The sequence below is a fragment of the Furfurilactobacillus rossiae DSM 15814 genome (genome assembly GCF_000428925.1).
In the GTDB taxonomy this organism is placed as follows: domain Bacteria; phylum Bacillota; class Bacilli; order Lactobacillales; family Lactobacillaceae; genus Furfurilactobacillus; species Furfurilactobacillus rossiae.
Map to the genome: position 1 here is coordinate 85,388 of NZ_AUAW01000011.1, position 20,342 is coordinate 105,729.

Genomic DNA, 20,342 nt, shown 5'->3' on the forward strand with positions numbered 1-20,342 from the left:
ATGCTGATGCTAAGTACATGATTCATTATGAAAAGTTGGAGGAAAGATTATGACAGGTGGCGTAATTGCAGCAATTGCATTCTTAATTTTGGCAATCTTTATTAGCATTTTTCTGATGGTGTTATTGCGGACATTTCACGAAGTTAACCAGAGTGTCGCAGTTATCCGTAGCTCTGTGGATGTTTTATCCAAGCAGGTAGAGGATATTCTTGGCAATGCAAACGAGCTGTTAGATGATGTGAATCATAAAGTTGCAACAGTGGATCCGGTCTTTCAGGCCGCTGCTGATTTAGGTGAAAGTGTTTCAGACTTAAACAACGCAACACGTGATTTGACCACACGGGTTACCAGCACTGGTAAAAGTGCAGGTAAGGTAGGTGTTGCTACCAAGGCTGCTAACTCTGTTTATAAGATGTATCGAAACCATCAAACGAAAAAACAGTCTCGGACAACGAATAAATAACGTGAAAGAAGGACGACAAAATGGCTAAAGGTTTTTGGTTAGGGCTAGTGTTAGGCGGTGCTGCAGCTTATGCTGGGTATCGTTCATTATCACAGGAACAACGCGATAAATTACGTGAAGAAGCAACAGAACGTTATCAGGCAGTTCGCGATCGTGCTGTTGATTATGCATTTTACGCCGCCGATGCAGTGGACGATGCCAAGGAATCATTGAAAGACTACACGGAATCGGCTAATGAATCAGCACATGATTTTGCCGGTTCATTAGGTGATCGTGGTGCTTCATTCCGTGACCGTTTCCGTCAGAAGCATGACGACTTTGATGATGAGACAGCTTCATTGCGGGACGAACTGAACGGTGTTAATGACGAAGATGATGATGACGACAGCGACGACATTGTGATTACTGCTGATAGTAAATTAACTTCGGAAGCTTCTGCGGCTGAGGCCAGTGCACAATCAGCTACAGACAAAGCTGCTAGTGCCGCAAAGTCCACGGCTAACTCCGCTAAGTCACTCGCCAGCGCTGCGCAAAGCAAGGCAAGCCAAACAAGTTCAGCTGCTAAGTCAGCGACTTCAACAGCAAAAAGTGCTGCTGACAGCGCCAGCGATAAAGCAAAAAAATAACTATTATTGATTTTCAATCAAAAATGCTTCAATTCACACCAACGTGAATTGAAGCATTTTTGTTGAGTTGATTGTTTTGTATTAGTAATATAAGTAATTGTATAATAAGAAAAAAGCTAACGGAGGCGCTAATATGAAACCATCGTTTTATCCAACACATTATGTTAGTAGCATCGTTGTGTTGGCCTGGCTCATTGTAATGGCAGTTAATCGTGCTCTGGCGGGTAATCTCAGTTTAATGGACAGTTTGCTGTTGCTGTTTGGTGTGACAGTGATGCTTGTCCTTATTATCGTTAACCTTGTTAATCTATTTAAATGGCGACGCAAGTCCTGGCATCCTGGTCCAAGACTTTATTAATGGACGCTGATAATTTTAGTCATACTGATTACATTGAGAGAAAAAGCCACTGAGAATTCCGGAGATAGTTTCGGAATTTTCAGTGGCTTTTAGAAACCTAAATTTTAACGCCAGGTGTGATGCGTTTATTGGATTAACCGACGTAAGTTAAGTCTTTGCTGGTGTGAGTGAATGGTTCACAACCATCGGCGGTAATGTGGACACAATCTTCAATCCGAACACCAGCGACGTCAGGAATGTAAATTCCAGGTTCAATTGAGAAGCACATGCCTTCTTTCAGCACCAGATCATTACCCTCCATAATGCTTGGAAATTCATGCTCAGATTGCCCCATACCGTGACCGAGACGGTGAATAAAGTACTCTCCATAGCCTGCTTTACTAATAATATCACGCGCAACTTTATCTAACTGGGCGGCGGTAATGCCTGGTTTAGCGGCGTCCATGGCTGCCAATTGAGCTTCTAAACAAACTTTATAGATATCTGCTTGTTTGTCTGACAGTTTGCCAAGAGCGACAGTCCGCGAAGCATCTGAGATGTAGCCTTCATGAATAGTTCCTAAATCGAACAGAATGAGTTCGTTATTTTCAATTTTATTGGCGCCAGTTGCACCGTGTGGTTCGGCAGCGTGTGCACCGGCCTGAATTAGGGTGTCAAAACTCATGTTCATCACGCCGCGTTTCATTAACGCGTATTGTAATTCGGCAGCGACACGTTGCTCAGGAACACCGGCAGCAACAGCCTTAAAGCCAATTTCAAAGGCGTAGTCAGCTTCAGCGCCAGCAGCGTTAAGTAACTCAATCTCGTGTGGTGTCTTTATGACACGCAAATTAGCAATGTAATCTGTGGCGTCTAAGTCAAACATCGCGTCAGGGAACTGTTCATGCATTTTGTTGAATCGCTCAATGGTTAAGTTACCCATTTCGATGGCCCATTTAGCAGGTGAAGAAGTGCGGGCCTTAATTTGGCCGGCAATCATTGCATAGGCATTTTCGTGGTCTAAGTACCCGTACACGCCGTAAGGCCAGCCGGTATCCTTGACGGCCTCAACCTCCAGAGCAGGACAGAACAAGAAAGGATCAGCATCTGGAAAAACGAACAGGGCCAGCACCCGTTCAATGGGGTCTGATCCAAAGCCCGTTAAATACTGAATTGTTTGAAAGTTGCTAAAGTAGCCAAGATCCATTCCTTGTTTGCCGATCCATTGCTGAACTTGTTTGAGTTGTGAATAATCTGCCATAACTTCGCCTCATTTTTCATGTTAATTTTGAAAATCAAATGTAAAACCAGTATATCACACCAGTGGCTTCCGACTTGCAGACCACAAAGGTTTGATTTATATTAAAAGTAAGCGGTTTCATGATTGCTTTCATTTTAATGCTCTGTTATATTTAACAGGTTATGAAAACCGATGAAAACAAATTAAATTAGTAATGAAAGGGTATAACAATGGATAAACAAACAGTCACGATTTATGATGTTGCCCGGGAAGCAGCGGTTTCAATGGCTACGGTTTCACGGGTTGTTAATGGCAATCCCAATGTTAAACCGGCTACACGGCAGAAAGTTTTGGATGTGATTGATCAGCTTGATTATCGGCCAAACGCGGTTGCACGTGGTTTGGCTTCTAAAAAAACAACAACGATCGGGGTTATCATCCCAGATTTAACAAACTCGTACTTTTCTGAATTAGCTCGGGGAATTGATGACGTTGCCTTGATGTATAAGTACAATATCATTTTGGCATCCTCCGATGAAAATCATGATAAAGAATTACAAGTTGTGGATAACTTGACCGCTAAGCAGGTGGACGGGATTATTTTTATGGGTAACCAAGTAAGTAAAGATTTGCGCGATGCCTTTAACCGGGCTAATGTGCCAATTGTATTTGCTGGATCAGTTGATCCTGAACACCAGTCACCATCCGTCAACATTGACTATGTCGCTGCGGTAACTGACGCTGTTGCAAAACTGGTTAGTCGTGGCAACAAACGCATTGCATTTGTGACGGGATCAATGGATGAAAGTATCAACAAGGATTACCGTTTGAAAGGTTACAAGCAGGCTTTGAGTAGCAAACGAATTGGCTACGATGAAGGCTTGATTTTCCAAACAGATTATTCATATAAGGCTGGTTATGCATTGGCCCAGGCATTGCAAGATGTTAAGGCAACTGCTGCATTCGTTGGTGACGATGAATTAGCTGCCGGGGTATTAAACGGTCTAACTGACGCTGGCGTTAAGGTACCAGAGGATTTCGAAATCATCACTAGTAATGATACGCGCTTCACAGAAATTTCCCGGCCAACGATGAGTTCGATTACGCAACCTCTTTATGACATTGGCGCTGTATCCATGCGCTTGTTAACTAAATTGATGAACAATGAAGAAATTGGCGATAAGACGGTTGTTCTACCTTATGGTTTGAAGAAGCGTCAATCGACTAAGTAAAGGTATACAGAAATAGAGCTCACGCATTTTTGCGCAAGCTCTATTTTATTTTTTAGGCGATCGATTTCGTTTAATTGTGAAGTTTAAAGTAGCCAGTTGGGACATTTGATCATCTAACGATTGTTGAATTATTTTAGCCATGTCGCCAGTCTGCTCACTTAGAAATTGGTTAATTGCCTGCTCGTAATGATTATGAACTGCTTCATTACGAGCGTGCCAGTTAATTTTTTCAAAGGTAGGTAAGATTTTCTGATTGATTGGTAATACACCTAGAGTAAGCCAAACGGCCAGAATAGGGTAACCCGGGTAACCTTGCCAATATGTGGCATTGTCGTTACTACTGAACGTTTGTGCATCATCACTGCTAATAACCGTGTAATACTGAGCGTTATCACTAGATGTTATTTGCCAGCGGTTTACATCAGGTTGTTGGACGCGGTGATCTGCAATGGCCGAATAGGCTTCGTATAATTTCGCGATTGGTGGCTGTTTCATAATGGGCTTCCTTTCTTTCATTACATTGTACGACAGTTGTCTATATCATGTGGCTTATGAAAACTTGTGAAACTCATGTTAATCAGTTCAACAAAGGTTCATACTGATGTTATTCTGAAACAAGGTGGTGACCAGATGATTAAACCGGCTCAATTAAAACGTGGTGATCACATCGCAATCGTCAGTTTGTCCGGTGGCGGACTCGGCGAGGAAGCTTTCCATCATGAATTAGTCTTAGGAGAACACAGATTGCACGAGCTGGGTCTAGAACCTGTGTACATGAGGCATACGTTAAAGGGGACTCAGTTTCTTCGTAACCATCCTGAAAAACGGGCAGCGGATCTTAGACAGGCGTTTTTCGATGACTCAGTTCAGGGAATAATGTCTGCCATTGGCGGGGATGACACATATCGATTATTACCATTCCTGTGTGAAGATGAAGCGTTTGTTAGGCAAGTGAGGACGCATCCTAAAGTCTTTTTAGGGTTCTCGGATACGACAGTCAATCATTTAATGTTTTATAAAATGGGATTGGCGACATTTTATGGACCGAGTTTTCTGGCGGATTTTGCCGAATTGGGTCCGGAAATGTTGCCATATACCAAACATGAATTTGAACGTGTTTTTAAAAATCCAGTCATTTCGAAGATAAATAGCAGTGATCGCTGGTATTACAGTCGTCAGGATTTTTCAGTTGACACAGTTGGCATTCCTTTGACAGCACATGTAGAAAAACACGGTTACATGGCTCTTAGGGGACACGGTGTAATTCGTGGTCAGCTGCTGGGTGGTTGTTTGGACAGTTTCTATGATTTATTGACTGAAACGCGGTATGTTGGTGAGTCATCAGTGACCACAAAATATCAAATTATCCCGCAGGTCGCTGATTGGCAGAATAAAATTTTATTTATCGAGACGAGTGAGGAAAAGCCCAAGCCGTCCCTTTATGAAAAGATGCTTTTGAGGCTTGACCAAGTTGGCATTTTAAAGGCAGTAAACGGAATTTTGGTTGGTAAACCGCAAGACGAGGCGTATTTTGAAGATTACCAAAAACTAATTCTTGCTGCTACGGCGTCGTATCAGACCCCCATCTTGTTCAATATGAACTTTGGCCACGCCTATCCACGCACAGTGTTGCCATATGGGGCCTTAGCTAGTATTGATTTAGATGCCGCTACGGTGACGATTGAGGAACCATATTTCAGCAAATAAAAATAGGCATCAGCACGAGACCGCAGTTCGTTTGTGATTATCTGGTTAAAAGATTGAACCGGCCGCGGCCCAGTGGTATAGTGTATAAGGTTATTTTTGCTCAAAAATCATACTAACTATCAAAGGAGTGCTGAACATGTCAGGACATTCAAAATGGCATAATATTCAGGGTCGTAAAAACGCCCAGGATTCCAAGCGTGGAAAAATTTTCCAAAAAATATCACGTGACTTATACCAAGCCGCAAAAACTGGTGGTGCCGACCCTGACGGAAACGCACAACTACGGTTAGTCATGGAAAAAGCGCGTGCTGCTAACATGCCTAAAGACGTTGTTAAACGTGCTTTGGACAAAGCAACTGGTGCTGGTGGTCAAAAGTTTGAAGAAATTACTTACGAAGGCTATGGCCCTGGTGGCACTGCCATCATGGTTGCTGCATTGACAGATAATAAGAACCGGACCGCTTCGGCAATTCGTTCTGCTTTCACCCATCATGGTGGTGCATTAGGTGCCTCAGGTTCTGTGGCATTCATGTTTAACCGCCGTGGGTACATTGTCATCCTACGTGATGGCTTGGATGCTGATGAGGATACCATGTTAATGGACGCACTGGATGCCGGTGCTGACGACATGAATACGACTGATGATGCATTTGAAATTTACACGGATCCAACCCAATTGGCTGCCGTTCGTGATGCCTTACAAGAAAAGGGTTTTGATTTAGATACTGCCGAAATCACAATGATTCCGGAAAATGTAACCAAAGTCCCAAGCGACAAAGCTAAACAATATGTCAATTTGATTGATGAGTTGAGCGACAACGATGACGTTTCAGATGTTTATGAAGCGGCTGAAGTTGCGGATGAGGATATCACCGAATAGGCGTTTTCAAGACTTGAATTAAATAGTGCAAGCTAGGACATGATTCTTTTGAATCATGTCTTTTTTTGTCTTTTTTTGAAACTGGCAAACAACAGGGTCACTTTTTGCGTATGTAAAGGGTATGAAAGGAGTGATGAGATGCAACCAGTAGAAAGATTGATGCATACGTTGACTCAGGCAATTGCCAAACATGCAAGTGATGTGTATTTTTTTCCAAAGTTCCAAGGTTACGAGATTGTCTGCCATACGGTAACCGGAATTGAAAAAATGGGGGAGTTGAGTTGTGAGCACGCAGAACAACTTATTGCTTACGTTAAGTATGAGGCGAATATGTCAATTAGTGAACGCAGACGCCCTCAACTGGGAGCACTACATGTTCGAGTTGATAAGGCACAAGTGCATCTGAGATTGTCGACTGTCGGGGATTTTCAAGACCGTGAGTCGATGGTGATCCGAATTATTTATGCTTTGGCGGAGGTGAGCCATTCAGTTCGACAAAATAAACAGTGGCCAGCAATTCGTGGACTGACAAATTCGGCAGGACTAGTTGTCCTCAGTGGACCGATGGGTTCTGGCAAAACAACCACAATCTACCAACTAGCGCACGAGCGGCAAACGGATTCTGTGGTGCTGTCAATTGAGGACCCAGTAGAAATTGAGGAGCCTGATTTTTTGCAGTTACAAGTGAACGAGCTTGCCGGCATGACCTATGATGCGCTTTTGAAGTTAGCGTTGCGGCACCGACCAGATGTCTTTATTATCGGTGAAATTCGTGATGAACAAACGGCACGGGTGGCAATCAAGGCCGCTTTGAGCGGACATTTAGTGTTATCAACAGTTCACGCTCAAAGTGCCCTTGGTGTCATTAGTCGGTTGGCGCAGTTGGGCATTGCCAAAAACGACTTAGAACAGGCAATTGCAGGGGTGTGCTATCAGCGATTGTTACCGGGGCGGCAACAGCCAGTAACAATATACGATTGGTTGACACGTGAAGAATTATTTAGTGAAGCCAGGCCATTTTTCAATGGTCAACAGAGGAAAACACAAATGACAAGGAGGTGGCATGATGCGCTCAGAGAAGCAGTTGACGACGGTTTGGTGGCCCCTGAGGTGGCTCAAAGATATCAGGCTGGCTAGTTGGCGCAATCGTGAAGCATTACGACAATTGTCAGGACCACAGACTGCACAATTATTCAGTTTAATGGCTGACGTATTGACCGCAGGATTTTCACTGCGCGAAGGACTAAATTTTGCACGAGTGATGCTGCCCAAAATGCATCAAACAATCGCAGACATTCAGAATCGATTGGCACAGGGAATTCAGTTTGCTGAGGCAATGCGTCCGTTCGTTTCTGTAGACTGCTTTTATCAAATAAAAATTGCTGAGGAAAATGGCGAATTGATTTCAGTTTTGACGAACCTAGGTAATTTTTTGGCCGTTAAGGTCCGTCAACAGCAAAAGATTCGTGCAGTACTGCGATATCCACTAGGCATTTTAATCTGTTTAGGCCTGTTAATTGTTGCCATCAAACAGCTGTTGCTACCAGAATTATCAGGTCTGGGTGCAAAACAGCTATCGATTCCCAGCATCGGCTGGTCGTTAAAAATATGTTTGCTAGTTTTTATCACTGGTCTCATCACTATCAGCTGGCGTTTTTTGCATCAGCCTCGGCTTAGGCAATTACAAGTTGCCTGCAAATTGCCCGTCGTTGGCCCACTTTTGAAAATGTATTGGCATTATTATTTATCACTTAATCTGAGCTTGCTACTAAACAGTGGCATGCAGTCGCATGATGTTATGAAATTATTGCAAACGTATGAATCAAAGTCGTTATTACGCCAGTTAGCTGATCAATTAAATAATCATTTGCGGAACGGTGCTAAATTAGACGCTTTTGTCGATCGCTATCGTTTTATACCGGCGACATTTAAAGTTTTTTTCAACAAAGGCTTGAGTAATCGTGAAATTGCTAAAGATCTCAAGGTTGATGCTCAACTAACTTATCACCGCTTATTTAACCGAGTAGAAGGCTTGATTAGCCTGATCCAGCCATTGTTATTTGGCATTATCGGTTTAGGCATCGTCGGTGTCTATCTCAGTATTTTGTTGCCGCTTTATCACACAATAGGGGGATTATCATAATGATAAAAAGATTGAAAATCTATGCTCAAAAAATGCGGGTTAAACAACGTCAGGCATTTACGTTAATTGAAATGGCCATTGTTCTATTTATTATTTCACTCTTGATTCTGATTATTGTACCGAACTTAACGGCATCCCGTCGAAATGCTACTAAAACCCATGGGGAAGCCATGACACAGGTAGTTCAAACACAGGTAGATCTTTATCAGAATGATAATGGTGATAAAGACGTGACCTTCGATGAACTTCAGACGGGAAATTATCTCACGGGTAAGCAAATTTCGAAGGCCAAGGATGAGGGTATTGAAATCCACAACAATGTGGCAGCTGTGGATGTTAAAAAGTAGGTCGGCATTTACATTGGTTGAAAGTTTGTTAGTCCTTGCAGTTACGACAGCAATTCTAGGAATTGGTGTGCAAACGTTTAAAGTGACTCGTGAGCGCCAGGCCGAGGCTCAGTTTTTCGAAACACTAGTGAGTCTATTTGAACGGGCTAAAATGCATACGATGTTGGGACGTTTGGTCACAGAAATTAATATTGATGATCGAAAAGTTGTTTACAAAGAAACTTATCATCAACCGCAGACCATTAAAATGCCGTCAACCTTATCTGTGACAAAGACCTCACCTAAAATCTTGATCATTAAAGATGAGATGATTGCGCCACGAAGAATTGTTTTAACGTCCTCATTGGGCGGAGAATATGCGATTAAGCCACAATTAGGATGGGGGATTATTCACATTGAAAAGCTCAAACGTTAGTCAACGAGCTGGCTTTGTTATGGTCGAGGCAATGTTGGCTTTGGCGCTAGCGCTCAGTGCTTGTACGCTAGTAATGGGGGTCACACAGCAAATGAACACGCGGTTAACTTTCGAACGACAGCGTACAAAAAAAGCGCGTTTACTCTACGAAAAAACAAGTCGACAGTTAGGTGAGGTTATGAATGGTAAGAGTGAGGTCAAGGCCAGCGTTCACAATAGTTGAAACGTTGTGGGGGCTAACAATTGGTGTGCTGGTATTATTTACCGTGACATTAACATTGCAACAATTGCGTTATAACGCTTCGAACGAGTATCAAAGCATTCACCAACTGGATAACACTGTTATGCATTTAGGAAATCCAGAAGAAAAATTTCGGTTTGAAAGTCAGCAGGGCAATGAGGTCAGGTTGATTGGGCAAACGCATAAGGGAGTTGTTCAGCATTATCGCTTAGTCGCTAAGCGAAACAACCTTATTATGACGACAACTAAGGGTGGTTATATGCCATTAGTAGAAAACATATCAGATGCTTCGATGATGTATGCAAATGGTTGCTTGACCATATCATTTAAAACACGTCATCACCGACAAGTAAGCAGAACAACGTTCCTTCCGGAGGCTAGTCTTGAAAGTTAGCGGTGAGACAAAATTTCGAACAGCATTTGTTATGCCAACCACCATTTTTTTGATGATTATGAAGCTAACTATTTTACTCATTCAGTTAATGACGTATGAGTCGACTATTTATGCCCAAAGAAATGAGCGAAAATATTGGCAGATTCAAACAATCGTGAATGAGGTCAGTCTGATGCAGGCAAGACATTCCCAGCAAACCAGCTTTTCTTTTCATGAAGGACAGGCTACGTTAAAAAATTCACAAATAAAAATAATTTTAGCGAGTGGAGAAACCGCGTCCTATCAAGTTTGGGAGCGGAAACATAACTTGAAATAACTTGCATAAATCGGTATCCTTAACAAGGACATCGATTTTTGTTTTTGATGCAATTTTAAAAAGACAAATATTTAAAGAGGTGAGTAACGCTGTCACAAGAACAGGCACAAGCACTTTATCAAACACTTGATCAAGCGATTGGGATTTTACAAACACAACTGGAAACGAGTTATTTAGATGCCTTCATTGAAGTGGGTGATGATCTTATTGACGGCGGTCAGGTCAGAGTTGAAAATGGTCGGCCAGATACGGAAGCAGTCGAAAAGTTAACGACTTTGTATCGTCAGATTAATTTAAATCAACTAGATGAAGAAAACATCCGACGTGGTCTACAATTAGTCCTTTTGAAGGATGTTGAGACTGATGCAATTGATGCTAATCATCAACTAACACCGGATACCATTGGCTTTTTGGTTGCATATTTAGCCAGTCGCGTTATTCACCGCGATCAGTTAAATCTGTTGGATCTTACGGTGGGAACCGGTAATTTACTGACGACGGTTATTAACCAACTAGCCGAGTCAAACTCGGTAAAAATCGACAGTTTTGGTGTTGATAACGATGATTCTATGCTCGCGGCGGCCAACGTTGTCGGCACCTTGCAGAAACACGATATTCAATTGTTTCATCAAGATGCGTTAGATCCATTAGTGATGCCTAAGGCAGACCTAGTGGTGAGTGACTTACCGGTGGGGTATTACCCATTGGATGAACACGCCAAACAGTTTAAAACGGCAGCCCAATCAGGACATTCGTATGTGCATCATTTACTTCTTGAACAAGCTGTTAATCAGTTGACACCCGGCGGCTGGGGAATTTTCCTTGTTCCTAGCGAACTATTCACATCGGTTGAGGCCAAGGGACTGGTTGAGTGGATTCAAACGGAGGCGCACCTTCAGGGGCTGCTCAACTTGCCGACAGAATTATTTATTAATAAAGCGGCTCGCAAGGCTATTTTGATGCTTCAGAAAAAGGGCGGCAATGCAAAGCAAGCCGGTCAGGTTCTATTGGGTGAATTTCCATCATTTAAGGATTCAAACGCTGTCCGCCAGTTCACCGATCAAATTGATAACTGGGTCGCAGCAAATATTCAAAAATAGTTTCGTTTCATAAATTTGATGAGTAACTAAAAGGAGAATCGCGCACATGGCAAAAACAATCGCAGTTAACGCAGGTAGTTCAACTTTGAAGTTCCAACTTTTCGACATGCCTTCGGAAGAGGTCATTGCAAAGGGGCTAGTGGACCGAATCGGTTTAGCAGAAGGCTCATTTACCATTGACTATGGCGATGGTCAACATTTTAAAATTGAACAACCCTTTAAAGATCACAAGGTTGCCATCAACGTTTTGTTGAAGGAACTTATTGATTTGAAAGTCATCGGTAGTTTTGATGAAATTACTGGTGTTGGGCACCGTGTCGTGGCTGGTGGTGAATTTTTCAAGGATTCCGTGGTGATCGATGATGATGTCTTAGCGAAGATCGATGAACTAGCTGAATATGCCCCATTGCACAATCCTGCCAATGCGACAGGTATCCGTGCTTTCCGCGAAGTTCTACCAAACGCAACTGCTGTCGCCGTTTTCGACACGTCATTCCACAGCACAATGCCTGAAGAAAACTACTTGTATTCTATCCCTTACGAGTACTATGAGAAGTTTGGTGCACGTCGTTATGGTGCGCATGGTACAAGTCATCGTTATGTTTCCGCTCGGGCCGCTGAAATTCTTGGTAAGCCATTGTCGGACTTGAAAGTCATTACGTTGCATTTAGGGGCAGGTGCCTCAATTGACGCGATTAAAAATGGTGAATCGATTGATACATCCATGGGCTTTACACCGTTGGCAGGAATCACAATGGCGACGCGTTCAGGGGATGTAGATCCTTCGCTGGTCACGTTCCTTCAGCAGAAGTTGGGGATTACTAACCCTGAAGCGATGATTGACATTTTGAATAAGAAGTCTGGTTTGCTTGGTATTTCAGGTACGTCTGGTGATATGCGTGATTTACAGACGAGTGACGATCATCGGGCTCAATTGGCAATCAAGATTTTTGTTAACCGCATTGTGAAGTACGTTGGTTCATACATTGCTGAAATGGGTGGCGTTGATGCGTTGGTATTTACTGCTGGAATCGGTGAAAATGCGAAGGCCATTCGTGCTGCAGTAGTCAATGCGTTTAATTACGCTGGCATTAAGATCGATGATGACCGTAATGACGTTCATGGCAAAGAAGCGATTATTTCGACAGATGATTCAACAGCGAAGGTTTTGTTGATTCCAACTGATGAAGAGTTAATGATTGCTCGTGATGTTGAAAGATTGAAGAAATAATTGAGTGTGATTAGTACGATTAACGGATATTGTTAAGATAAAAAGAGAGTTAGCTGGCGGATCTTTTACCGTCACCTAACTCTCTTTTTTTAATACGTGTAATGTTAAGATGAATTATTTTCACCTTTTCCGTGAAATCGTTTCGTTTGTTCATTATGGAAAACGCTCGTATAATATAATTTATGAATTAGCGAGTACTAATTTTAAACGGACATACGGAAAGTAGAGGATTCGATGGCAGAAAATCAAACGGATCAGCAAGAATTATCGCGATCGTTAAAAAGTCGGCATGTACAACTTATCGCGCTAGGTGGAACAATTGGGACCGGGCTGTTTTTAGGAGCTGGACAATCCATTCATCTGGCGGGGCCAGCCATTATTTTAGTGTATATGTTGACTGGATTGATGTGCTTTTGGCTGATGCGTGCTTTGGGCGAGTTGCTCATGTCGGATTTATCGCAACACTCATTTATCGACTTTATTGACCGCTACATAGGTAAACGCACTGGCTTTGTGGTTGGATGGACCTACTGGGTATCATGGATCACAATTGCCATGGCAGAAATCACGGCTGCTGGATTGTACTTTCAGTTTTGGTTTCCAAAAGTGCCGCAGTGGTTACCAGGTTTTGTGATTTTAATTGTGCTGTTGTGTTTAAACTTAATCACTGTAGAGGCGTTTGGCGAGGCAGAATTTTGGTTTGCCATCATTAAAATTGTGGCGATTATTGCGCTGATTGTTGGCGGGCTGGCAATGATCTTTCTTTCGATTAAAACGCCTGTCGGTCACGCGTCCTTTGGCAATTTATTTCGTGATGGTGGCTTTTTTGCCAAGGGTGCAAAGGGATTTGTTCTCTCATTTCAGATGGTTGTGTTTGCGTTTGTCGGAATTGAAATGGTGGGGATGACTGCATCTGAAACGGCCAATCCGCATGAAGTTATTCCCAAGGCAATCAATGAAATTCCCATGCGGGTTATCTTATTTTACGTGGGTTCGCTGTTGGTTATTATGAGTATCTATCCGTGGTCTTATGTGTCACCATCCAGCAGTCCATTTGTTCAAGTCTTTCAAAATGTTGGGATTAAAGCAGCTGCTGGTATTATTAATTTTGTTGTATTGACTGCAGCCGCTTCGGCATGTAACAGTTCTCTGTTTACAACTGGTCGAATGCTATACTCATTGACGTATGGTGGTAAGTCACGCTTTTCCAAACGGATGAGTAAGTTATCTTCACATCAGGTGCCAGCTAATGCATTACGTTTCTCAACTTTGATTATTGCTATCGCGGTAGTTTTGAATTTCTTATTTCCTGCTGGTGTATTTACCTTTATTTCCAGTGTTGCAACGACATGTTTTATTCTCATTTGGGGGTTGATCATCGTTGCGCACTTGAGATATCGGCAATCAATGAAGACACAACATCTTCCATTAGCTGATTTCAAAATGCCGTTTGCACCATTAACTGATTACTTGGTATTGATCTTTCTTGGTTTCGTAGCAATTGTGATGTTATTTAAGACGGAAACATTGATTGCACTTATTGGTGCTGTAGCTTGGTTTATCTTTTTGTTTGTTGCGAAGTCAATTAGCATGAAGGCTGAATCCGAAATGGCACAACATGATTGATGATTAAATAGATTTTTTAAAGCCATTACCTTGCCGTTTGAACGGACAGATAATGGCTTTTGTTTTGTCATTTGATAATGGAGCATTAAGCAGGGGCAGGCGGTCTCGACAAGGTGGTTCATGGTAACATGTGGTACAATAAATAGACGAAATTGACGGGAGGTTTGCGGATGCGGTATTTTACGTCGGACACACATTTTTATCATAAAGAGTTACTAGGGATGAACGACTTCGCTCCACGACCTTTTTTGACCGTCGAAGACATGAATGAGACGATTATTAAAAATTGGAATTCTGTCGTTACAGATACGGACACGGTTTATCATTTAGGTGATATCGCGATGTACTTCACACGGCCAGCTATCACGTCACACATTGCGGTGAACGACATTTTGCATCGGTTGAATGGTCACATTGTGTTGATTAAGGGCAATCATGATAACCGTGCATTGTTTAAATATTTGGCAGCACATAACGAAAACATGCTTGATGGAAAACCAAAGTTTGAATTCCACGATGTTGGCGCGTATTTGAAATATGATCACCGACAGTATTATTTAACACACTACCCATTCTCTATGGGGATCGTTGGTAATATTATCAATTTGCATGGTCACATTCACCATTATGCTTTTCCGGCCAAGGAAAATATTAATGTTGGTGTTGATACGCCTGAAAAGAGCTATATTGATCACGAAATTCCATTTGGTCGACCATTTTCGTTTGCAGAAATCGAGCAAATGATTGAGGGCAAGGCGGTTGATTATAAAAAACGTCATTAGTTGTTTGTAAAATATGATATGTAATTATTGTTGTAACAAAGGTTAGGAAGGTGATCGTTATCGATCGTGAACACATCCAAGAGCTTGCTCAGGAAGCTCAAGAAAAGCGAGCTGCGATGTTTACCATTGTTCGTGAAAACGAGCAACAATTCTTTATTAACGGGCATCCATACGAATTAGTGACTAATTTTCACGATGCGTTTGATGTGCATAAATTTGCTGAGCGATATAGTACTGTTTTGAGTAAGTATGATTTCTTGGTCGGGGACTGGGGATTTGATCAACTTCGGTTAAAAGGCTTTTATGCTGCTAAAAAACGCAATGTACCAGTGAGTCAAACGATAACGGCGCTGCAAGATTATCTATATGAGTATTGTAATTTTGGCTGTGCCTATTTTGTGCTTCATAATTTAGACGTTGAAATTGAGCAACAAGATCGACCACAAAAGGAAGAACATCAACGTTCCCATCGTTCAAGACGGCGTCGAAGCAATGGTGGTCAGGAAACTAAAACGGCCCAAACAGCGCGGAAAAATGATAGCTCGACGAATCAGCGGAATCAAAAGCAGAACGGACAACAGCGTCACCAGTTTGAAACACATCATAAAAAAGAAACAGCTTACACGAAGGAACGTACGGTTAGTAAAACAACGCGGCCCACTGGTCATAGTGGACAGCAAGTTCAGTCTACGCAAAACAGACGACCTTCGCGGCGTCATTTTACAATTAGACAAAAATCGCATTCGCAGACTCAGAATAACGATAAATAGTGAGGATTTTGAATGATGAAGCGTTATTCAGGTTATTTTATTGATTTAGACGGCACCATCTACCAGGGGACCAAGGAAATTAAAACGGCCCAAACGTTTATGCAACGGCTGATTGATAGTGAGATTCCCTATTTGTTTGTAACAAACAATTCTACGCGTAGTCCTGAAGATGTCGCGGAAAATCTGCGCGCACATCACCACATCGCCACGACGGCAGCACATGTGTACACGACTGCTTTAGCTACAGCGGACTATTTGCGTCGTTTGGCGGCGGATAAACCATTAACTGCCTATGTTATTGGGGAACGTGGACTTCAGGATGCATTGCGTAATGTTGGCTTTGCACTGGTTGCTGATGCATCGTTTGCACCAACGTTTACGGTTGTTGGACTTGATCGTGAGGTTACCTATGAAAAATTCGTACAGGCTGTGTTGGCTATTCAGCATGGCTCACAGTTCGTAGGGACTAATCTGGATACTAATATTCCAAATCAGCGGGGGATGTTGCCGGGCGCTGGAGCGGTTGTCGATTTTGTCCGTTATGCGACAGGAAAGAAACCAATCACCATCGGTAAACCCGCTAAAATCATCATGAACGAGGCACTCAACAGGATTCAATTGCCGCGAGAAGATGTGCTGATGATTGGCGACAACCTGCATACTGATATTATGGCCGCAAAGAATGCAAACATGGACTCTCTGCTGACACTGACAGGACTAACTAAACAGGCTCCCGCAGGCGATGCAGATATTGTTCCGACGTATGTGGTGTCAGATTTAACTAAATGGCGGTTACACGGATGATTATTAAAAAAGTAAACCACTGGCTACGCTATTTGTGTGGCTGGTTTTTTATCTTAACAAGTTCAATTTTTCTGACAGTCCATGCTGTCTGGCTATATCGCATCATGTTATCAACCACAACAATTTTGCATGATGTAAATTTGAATCGGCAAACGATGCTGAAAAATTATTATCAGTTGCTCCAGTACTTAGATTTTCCATGGGTGGAGCGGCTACACATGAATAATTTTACTGATTCGGAGGGAGCGCTCAAACACTTCGCAGATGTAAAGAACTTGTTGTTACTCAATAATGTAGTCCTGATTATAACGGCTATAGTTACAGCGTGGGGACTGTGGCGAATGTATCGGGAAAGCCGTTTATGGCAGTTGATCATTCCGATGCGGATTGCGTTGCCTGTTGCTCCCGTTATCGGTGTGATTATGAGCTTGAATTTTGAAAGTTTTTTTATCACATTTCATAAACTGCTGTTTAGAAATGACGATTGGTTGTTTGACCCCAATCAGGATGCGATTATCAACGCGTTGCCAGCTAGTTTCTTTCTTGCCTGTTTCGCATTGTTTTTTGTTTTAATTGAAACGTGGATAATCGTTGGCTTACTAGTCGGCCAGCATAGTTTAAGGCACGGACTAGTTTTGAAACACTAAAAAAGCACGTCGTTTAGCACTGTGTGAAATCACAGTATGCTAAGCGACGTGCTTTTATTTGGCAAAATTATGACGCCTTAACTTTCCCACGAATATAACCAACTACGGCAGGAATCAACGAGATGATGATGATGCCTAAAACGACTGCAGAGAAGTGCGCTTTGACAAACGGAATGTTACCAAAGAAATATCCCCCAGCAGAACATAGGGTTACCCATGAAATACAGCCGATCAAGGAAAAACGGATAAAGCGACGGTACGGCATATTACTACCACCAGCGACAAATGGGGCAAAAGTTCGGATGATTGGCATAAACCGTGCCAGAATGATGGCCATCGCGCCATGGGCATTGAAGAACGTTTCTGAACGTTCAAGCGCATCTTTGCGAATCAGTTTTCCAAACAGAGAATGATTCGACAAGGCATGGCCGATACGCTGACCGATGATAAAGTTAAGTGAATCACCAGAGATACAAGCTATCAGGAATAGAATGACAAAGGTCCAAATATTCAGGTGATATAAGCTGTTTGCGGCAAGTGCGCTAGCTGCAAATACCAGTGAGTCACCCGGCAAGAACGGCAGAATCACCGCACCGGTTTCAATAAAGATAATGGCAAACAGTATGAGATAAGTCCAGTTACCAAAGTTATTGACGAGTGAAACAAGGTGCGCGTCAATATGTAAAACGAAATCAATTAGGGTCGACATAGGTAATCCTCTCTAATTTGCAAAAGTAAGTTTGTTAAGATGTCAAATGACAATGGGCTCACTATAGCAGAAATGAGTGGCAAACAAAATAGGCGATTAAGCGAATATATGGAAATTAACAAAAAGTTTCAAAATCACAATGACAGACTGGCCTAATATTGTCATTGCAATCATAGTGGTGTTGGTTTCAATTACACATGAGAAGTAAATATAGGATAAGTGAGGGCAAAAACGGTCACCAACAATTGCATGTCAGCAGTCGGTTGTTTACAATGATAAAGATTTGACATTCTTCAATGAGAATGTGAACAGGAAAATGCGTATAAAAATAAAACGAGCTGTAGTAAGGAGAATAAAAATGTATCCACAGATTGAAATTGGCGAGGCTAAGGGCCCACAAGTAACGCTGCACACGACGATGGGCGATATTAAATTCCAATTGTTTGAAGACCAGGCACCCAAAACGGTTGCGAATTTCGTTGGCCTTGCAAAAAATGGCTATTATGACGGTGTAAGTTTTCACCGTGTTATTGCTGATTTTATGATTCAAGGTGGTGACCCAACAGGCACTGGTGCCGGTGGTGAAAGCATTTACGGGCAAACGTTTGAAGATGAGTTTTCAGATAAGCTGTTTAATTTTAGAGGCGCATTATCAATGGCTAATGCTGGTCCAAATACTAATGGTAGCCAATTTTTCATCGTGCAGGCAAGTCGAGTTCCTTCAGATATGATCGAACAATTAAAGGGAATGGGATTAGCCAGCGAAGTTATTGCCAAGTATGAGCAGGGTGGTACACCATGGCTTGATGGACATCATACTGTTTTCGGGCAAATTATTGAGGGAATGGATGTTGTGGATGAGATGGCTAAGGTTTCAACTAACTATGAGGATCGTCCAGATACGCCAATTTTAATCAACAGTGTCTCCGTGAGCGAAGCGTAATAAGTTGCGGGGAGGCGCGGTTTATGAAGTACCAGATTGGTCAAACAGTGACTGGTGTGGTAACTGGGATTCAGCCGTATGGTGCTTTTATTAGTTTAGATGAAACTCATCAAGGGCTCATTCACATTTCAGAGACACATTATGGGTTTGTACGTGATATCCATGACTATCTAAAGGTGGGACAGTCTGTACGGGCTAAAATACTTGATATAGATGAGTACTCACAAAAGATCAGTCTGTCATTACGCTGTTTGGAAGAGGATCAAGAAGATGTACCGGTGGTCAACGCCCGTGATGTGCACAAGCGGTATTGGACAAATTATCATGTTCACACGGGTTTTCAACCAATTGCAGATGCAATGGATGGGTGGCTGGCGGAAGCTCGTCAACGGTTTTTGAAGTAATGTTAAGTTGTAAGAGGAGGATGAAAGAGTTTTATGAAACAAGTTGCAGGGACTATTTTGACAATCAATGATGGCATCCCAAGCTTTTTGGTTACTAAGGATGATGGCAATTACGGCTTTTTCTGTACTAAGGTTTTGGAAGATAAGACTGCGTTGGCAAGTATTCTTGAATGTTTGCACGATGCTTTAGAAGTAGATCTCGAACAATTAAGGTTAAGCGAGTTAACAACTTGTGAGATAGGTGAGGCCAATGTCTCACTGTTTGTTTTTGATCATCTTCAAATTACGTCAGAGTTGAAGCAACGTGCACTTGATCAAGGCCTTGACTTTGTTCAAGGAGATCAGTTGCATATGCTATTCCATGACGTTAAGTTTGACTCTGCACCAGTGTTTGATTAACTGAAATAAACTATTTTTCATTTTTTTTGAAATTTGACTTGACCCAGATTCATGTGATTGATATAGTATTACTTGCTGCTACGGAATGTTGATGCAGCAATCATCTGGATCGATTGTGAAACAAAAAAGTTCTTCAACTTTTAATTGACACAGTTGAGTTTGAATGATATTATCAAATAGTTGTCTTGAGGCAACGAAGTAGATCTTTGAAAACTGAACAACGTTTCGACGAATCAAATATGTAGGGTCTTTGAACGAAAGTTCGAAGCAATTTACAATTGTGAAGTCAATTCACTTTATAACCAAGTAACAACAAAACAAGAGCTATTTCAAATAACTCATTAATTTGAGAGTTTGATCCTGGCTCAGGATGAACGCTGGCGGCGTGCCTAATACATGCAAGTCGAACGCACTTCGGTTTTTGATTGACGGTGCTTGCACCAGATTGACGAGACATTGAAGTGAGTGGCGAACGGGTGAGTAACACGTGGGTAACCTGCCCTAAAGTGGGGGATAACATTTGGAAACAGATGCTAATACCGCATAACAACGAAAACCACATGGTTTTCGCTTGAAAGATGGTTTC

General features: G+C 42.2%; 26 protein-coding genes and 1 rRNA gene. 24 read left to right on the top strand and 3 right to left on the bottom strand.

Annotation, left to right across the window (positions count from 1 at the left end):
* Positions 1–49 precede the first annotated feature (49 nt).
* The 3 genes from G400_RS0108335 (at position 50) to G400_RS0108345 (ending at position 1,447) form a co-directional block, all read left to right on the top strand.
* The gene (locus G400_RS0108335) at positions 50–463 is read left to right on the top strand and encodes a DUF948 domain-containing protein (RefSeq protein ID WP_017261167.1); all 414 of its coding nucleotides are present in this window, start codon (positions 50–52) and stop codon (positions 461–463) included.
* A 20-nt stretch (positions 464–483) separates the two neighbouring features.
* Entirely contained in the window at positions 484–1,089 is a 606-nt protein-coding gene (locus G400_RS14835; RefSeq protein WP_017261166.1) for a YtxH domain-containing protein, read from the top strand.
* Positions 1,090–1,222: 133 nt separating this feature from the next.
* Entirely contained in the window at positions 1,223–1,447 is a 225-nt protein-coding gene (locus G400_RS0108345) for a hypothetical protein (RefSeq protein ID WP_017261165.1), read from the top strand.
* A 133-nt stretch (positions 1,448–1,580) separates the two neighbouring features.
* Here G400_RS0108345 and G400_RS0108350 read toward each other — a convergent pair whose 3' ends face one another.
* Positions 1,581–2,687, bottom strand: a complete 1,107-nt coding sequence (locus G400_RS0108350) for a M24 family metallopeptidase (RefSeq protein WP_017261164.1) — start codon at positions 2,685–2,687, stop codon at positions 1,581–1,583.
* Positions 2,688–2,896: 209 nt separating this feature from the next.
* Between G400_RS0108350 and ccpA the strand changes: the two genes are divergently transcribed.
* The gene (gene ccpA / locus G400_RS0108355; RefSeq protein ID WP_017261163.1) at positions 2,897–3,898 is read left to right on the top strand and encodes a catabolite control protein A; all 1,002 of its coding nucleotides are present in this window, start codon (positions 2,897–2,899) and stop codon (positions 3,896–3,898) included.
* A 45-nt stretch (positions 3,899–3,943) separates the two neighbouring features.
* Here the strand turns inward: ccpA and G400_RS0108360 are convergent, their stop codons facing one another.
* The gene (locus tag G400_RS0108360; protein WP_017261162.1) at positions 3,944–4,393 is read right to left on the bottom strand and encodes a hypothetical protein; all 450 of its coding nucleotides are present in this window, start codon (positions 4,391–4,393) and stop codon (positions 3,944–3,946) included.
* 135 nt (positions 4,394–4,528) lie between these two features.
* Between G400_RS0108360 and G400_RS0108365 the strand changes: the two genes are divergently transcribed.
* The 16 genes from G400_RS0108365 to G400_RS0108440 all read left to right on the top strand — a co-directional run bounded on the left by G400_RS0108365 (position 4,529) and on the right by G400_RS0108440 (position 17,301).
* The gene (locus tag G400_RS0108365; RefSeq protein WP_026017068.1) at positions 4,529–5,605 is read left to right on the top strand and encodes a S66 family peptidase; all 1,077 of its coding nucleotides are present in this window, start codon (positions 4,529–4,531) and stop codon (positions 5,603–5,605) included.
* Positions 5,606–5,741: 136 nt separating this feature from the next.
* Complete coding sequence (locus tag G400_RS0108370; protein ID WP_017261160.1) at positions 5,742–6,485, top strand: YebC/PmpR family DNA-binding transcriptional regulator; 744 nt, start codon at positions 5,742–5,744, stop codon at positions 6,483–6,485.
* Positions 6,486–6,623: 138 nt separating this feature from the next.
* Positions 6,624–7,622, top strand: a complete 999-nt coding sequence (gene comGA / locus G400_RS0108375) for a competence type IV pilus ATPase ComGA (protein ID WP_017261159.1) — start codon at positions 6,624–6,626, stop codon at positions 7,620–7,622.
* On the top strand, positions 7,549–8,628 hold the full coding sequence (locus G400_RS0108380; RefSeq protein WP_081495813.1) for a type II secretion system F family protein: 1,080 nt from the start codon (positions 7,549–7,551) through the stop codon (positions 8,626–8,628). The genes comGA and G400_RS0108380 overlap by 74 nt, the downstream gene beginning before the upstream one ends.
* On the top strand, positions 8,628–8,975 hold the full coding sequence (gene comGC / locus G400_RS0108385; protein WP_017261157.1) for a competence type IV pilus major pilin ComGC: 348 nt from the start codon (positions 8,628–8,630) through the stop codon (positions 8,973–8,975). Before G400_RS0108380 ends, comGC begins: the two co-directional genes overlap by 1 nt.
* On the top strand, positions 8,962–9,390 hold the full coding sequence (locus G400_RS0108390; protein WP_017261156.1) for a pilus assembly FimT family protein: 429 nt from the start codon (positions 8,962–8,964) through the stop codon (positions 9,388–9,390). Before comGC ends, G400_RS0108390 begins: the two co-directional genes overlap by 14 nt.
* Positions 9,371–9,613 (top strand): hypothetical protein, encoded by a 243-nt coding sequence (locus G400_RS0108395; RefSeq protein WP_017261155.1) that lies wholly within the window; start codon positions 9,371–9,373, stop codon positions 9,611–9,613. The genes G400_RS0108390 and G400_RS0108395 overlap by 20 nt, the downstream gene beginning before the upstream one ends.
* Positions 9,573–10,025 (top strand): competence type IV pilus minor pilin ComGF, encoded by a 453-nt coding sequence (locus G400_RS0108400; RefSeq protein ID WP_152323447.1) that lies wholly within the window; start codon positions 9,573–9,575, stop codon positions 10,023–10,025. Before G400_RS0108395 ends, G400_RS0108400 begins: the two co-directional genes overlap by 41 nt.
* Positions 10,015–10,341 (top strand): hypothetical protein, encoded by a 327-nt coding sequence (locus G400_RS0108405; RefSeq protein ID WP_017261153.1) that lies wholly within the window; start codon positions 10,015–10,017, stop codon positions 10,339–10,341. The genes G400_RS0108400 and G400_RS0108405 overlap by 11 nt, the downstream gene beginning before the upstream one ends.
* 89 nt (positions 10,342–10,430) lie before the next feature.
* Entirely contained in the window at positions 10,431–11,441 is a 1,011-nt protein-coding gene (locus G400_RS0108410; protein WP_026017066.1) for a class I SAM-dependent methyltransferase, read from the top strand.
* A gap of 46 nt (positions 11,442–11,487) precedes the next feature.
* Positions 11,488–12,672 carry an acetate/propionate family kinase gene (locus G400_RS0108415; protein WP_017261151.1) on the top strand — a complete coding sequence of 395 codons (1,185 nt, stop codon included), beginning with the start codon at positions 11,488–11,490 and terminating at the stop codon, positions 12,670–12,672.
* Positions 12,673–12,906: 234 nt separating this feature from the next.
* A complete protein-coding gene (locus G400_RS0108420) occupies positions 12,907–14,298 on the top strand; it encodes an amino acid permease (RefSeq protein ID WP_017261150.1) in 1,392 nt (463 codons plus the stop codon).
* 170 nt (positions 14,299–14,468) lie between these two features.
* Positions 14,469–15,080 carry a metallophosphoesterase gene (locus G400_RS0108425; RefSeq protein ID WP_017261149.1) on the top strand — a complete coding sequence of 204 codons (612 nt, stop codon included), beginning with the start codon at positions 14,469–14,471 and terminating at the stop codon, positions 15,078–15,080.
* A gap of 50 nt (positions 15,081–15,130) precedes the next feature.
* Entirely contained in the window at positions 15,131–15,850 is a 720-nt protein-coding gene (locus G400_RS0108430) for a YutD family protein (protein ID WP_017261148.1), read from the top strand.
* Between the two features lie 15 nt (positions 15,851–15,865).
* Complete coding sequence (locus G400_RS0108435; protein ID WP_026017064.1) at positions 15,866–16,654, top strand: TIGR01457 family HAD-type hydrolase; 789 nt, start codon at positions 15,866–15,868, stop codon at positions 16,652–16,654.
* A complete protein-coding gene (locus G400_RS0108440) occupies positions 16,651–17,301 on the top strand; it encodes a TIGR01906 family membrane protein (RefSeq protein ID WP_017261146.1) in 651 nt (216 codons plus the stop codon). Before G400_RS0108435 ends, G400_RS0108440 begins: the two co-directional genes overlap by 4 nt.
* Positions 17,302–17,368: 67 nt before the next feature.
* Here G400_RS0108440 and G400_RS0108445 read toward each other — a convergent pair whose 3' ends face one another.
* Positions 17,369–18,010, bottom strand: coding sequence for a VTT domain-containing protein (locus tag G400_RS0108445; RefSeq protein WP_017261145.1), 642 nt, complete (start codon positions 18,008–18,010; stop codon positions 17,369–17,371).
* A gap of 358 nt (positions 18,011–18,368) precedes the next feature.
* On the opposite strand from G400_RS0108445, the gene G400_RS0108450 reads away from it, so the two are divergent.
* The 4 genes from G400_RS0108450 to G400_RS0108465 form a co-directional block, all read left to right on the top strand.
* Entirely contained in the window at positions 18,369–18,953 is a 585-nt protein-coding gene (locus tag G400_RS0108450) for a peptidylprolyl isomerase (protein WP_017261144.1), read from the top strand.
* A gap of 23 nt (positions 18,954–18,976) precedes the next feature.
* Entirely contained in the window at positions 18,977–19,357 is a 381-nt protein-coding gene (locus tag G400_RS0108455) for a CvfD/Ygs/GSP13 family RNA-binding post-transcriptional regulator (protein ID WP_017261143.1), read from the top strand.
* A 33-nt stretch (positions 19,358–19,390) separates the two neighbouring features.
* Entirely contained in the window at positions 19,391–19,756 is a 366-nt protein-coding gene (locus G400_RS14840; RefSeq protein ID WP_017261142.1) for a hypothetical protein, read from the top strand.
* Between the two features lie 342 nt (positions 19,757–20,098).
* Positions 20,099–20,342 (top strand): 16S ribosomal RNA (locus G400_RS0108465); the annotation flags it as partial.

Bases quoted from the DNA above. Each gene is read 5' to 3' on its own strand.
- G400_RS0108370 (WP_017261160.1), top strand. From the start codon at position 5,742: ATGTCAGGACATTCAAAATGGCATAATATTCAGGGTCGTAAAAACGCC.
- G400_RS0108345 (WP_017261165.1), top strand. From the start codon at position 1,223: ATGAAACCATCGTTTTATCCAACACATTATGTTAGTAGCATCGTTGTG.
- G400_RS0108380 (WP_081495813.1), top strand. From the start codon at position 7,549: ATGATGCGCTCAGAGAAGCAGTTGACGACGGTTTGGTGGCCCCTGAGG.
- G400_RS0108425 (WP_017261149.1), top strand. From the start codon at position 14,469: ATGCGGTATTTTACGTCGGACACACATTTTTATCATAAAGAGTTACTA.
- G400_RS0108390 (WP_017261156.1), top strand. From the start codon at position 8,962: ATGTTAAAAAGTAGGTCGGCATTTACATTGGTTGAAAGTTTGTTAGTC.
- G400_RS0108360 (WP_017261162.1), bottom strand. From the start codon at position 4,393: ATGAAACAGCCACCAATCGCGAAATTATACGAAGCCTATTCGGCCATT.
- G400_RS14840 (WP_017261142.1), top strand. From the start codon at position 19,391: ATGAAACAAGTTGCAGGGACTATTTTGACAATCAATGATGGCATCCCA.
- G400_RS0108365 (WP_026017068.1), top strand. From the start codon at position 4,529: ATGATTAAACCGGCTCAATTAAAACGTGGTGATCACATCGCAATCGTC.
- G400_RS0108435 (WP_026017064.1), top strand. From the start codon at position 15,866: ATGAAGCGTTATTCAGGTTATTTTATTGATTTAGACGGCACCATCTAC.
- G400_RS0108455 (WP_017261143.1), top strand. From the start codon at position 18,977: ATGAAGTACCAGATTGGTCAAACAGTGACTGGTGTGGTAACTGGGATT.
- G400_RS0108445 (WP_017261145.1), bottom strand. From the start codon at position 18,010: ATGTCGACCCTAATTGATTTCGTTTTACATATTGACGCGCACCTTGTT.
- comGA (WP_017261159.1), top strand. From the start codon at position 6,624: ATGCAACCAGTAGAAAGATTGATGCATACGTTGACTCAGGCAATTGCC.
- G400_RS0108350 (WP_017261164.1), bottom strand. From the start codon at position 2,687: ATGGCAGATTATTCACAACTCAAACAAGTTCAGCAATGGATCGGCAAA.
- G400_RS14835 (WP_017261166.1), top strand. From the start codon at position 484: ATGGCTAAAGGTTTTTGGTTAGGGCTAGTGTTAGGCGGTGCTGCAGCT.
- ccpA (WP_017261163.1), top strand. From the start codon at position 2,897: ATGGATAAACAAACAGTCACGATTTATGATGTTGCCCGGGAAGCAGCG.
- comGC (WP_017261157.1), top strand. From the start codon at position 8,628: ATGATAAAAAGATTGAAAATCTATGCTCAAAAAATGCGGGTTAAACAA.
- G400_RS0108440 (WP_017261146.1), top strand. From the start codon at position 16,651: ATGATTATTAAAAAAGTAAACCACTGGCTACGCTATTTGTGTGGCTGG.
- G400_RS0108400 (WP_152323447.1), top strand. From the start codon at position 9,573: ATGGTAAGAGTGAGGTCAAGGCCAGCGTTCACAATAGTTGAAACGTTG.
- G400_RS0108335 (WP_017261167.1), top strand. From the start codon at position 50: ATGACAGGTGGCGTAATTGCAGCAATTGCATTCTTAATTTTGGCAATC.
- G400_RS0108415 (WP_017261151.1), top strand. From the start codon at position 11,488: ATGGCAAAAACAATCGCAGTTAACGCAGGTAGTTCAACTTTGAAGTTC.
- G400_RS0108420 (WP_017261150.1), top strand. From the start codon at position 12,907: ATGGCAGAAAATCAAACGGATCAGCAAGAATTATCGCGATCGTTAAAA.
- G400_RS0108450 (WP_017261144.1), top strand. From the start codon at position 18,369: ATGTATCCACAGATTGAAATTGGCGAGGCTAAGGGCCCACAAGTAACG.